This is a genomic window from Gilliamella sp. Pas-s25, assembly GCF_009795885.1.
In the GTDB taxonomy this organism is placed as follows: domain Bacteria; phylum Pseudomonadota; class Gammaproteobacteria; order Enterobacterales; family Orbaceae; genus Gilliamella.
The window spans coordinates 1-367 of the sequence record NZ_WTEV01000094.1 but is presented as its reverse complement, the minus strand read 5'-3'; the positions used below and the strand labels follow the sequence as shown (position 1 = coordinate 367).

Below are 367 nucleotides of genomic sequence, written 5' to 3'. Positions count from 1 at the left end.
ATTTTTAAATGATAATGAGCATAAAATTACACTTCTGTTACAGATTTATTAGACGGGCAATGTACTGCTGTCCTTTATCCAGATGGTACCCGACTAACCCAACAGTTTAATCACTTGAGTCAAGTTAGGCAAATCACCTACCCTGATGGTCGCTATGAACAGTACGCTTATGATGCACAAGGGCGTATTGAAACGGTGACTGATGGGCAAAATAATAGCCTTCATTACCAGTATAATGCCTTAGGTCAAATCACTAAAATTACCTATCCGAATAACACCACACGGGAATATCGATATAACGCTTATGGCAAAGTGACTTGGTTTAAAGATGAAGCCGGTAAAGTGACTGAATATGACTACGCCTTGC

General features: G+C 39.5%; 1 protein-coding gene. It reads left to right on the top strand.

The features are described 5' to 3' along the window. Positions 1-114: 114 nt before the first annotated feature. On the top strand, positions 115-367 hold a 253-nt coding region (locus GQ593_RS13485; protein ID WP_160432483.1), incomplete at its 3' end, for an RHS repeat domain-containing protein.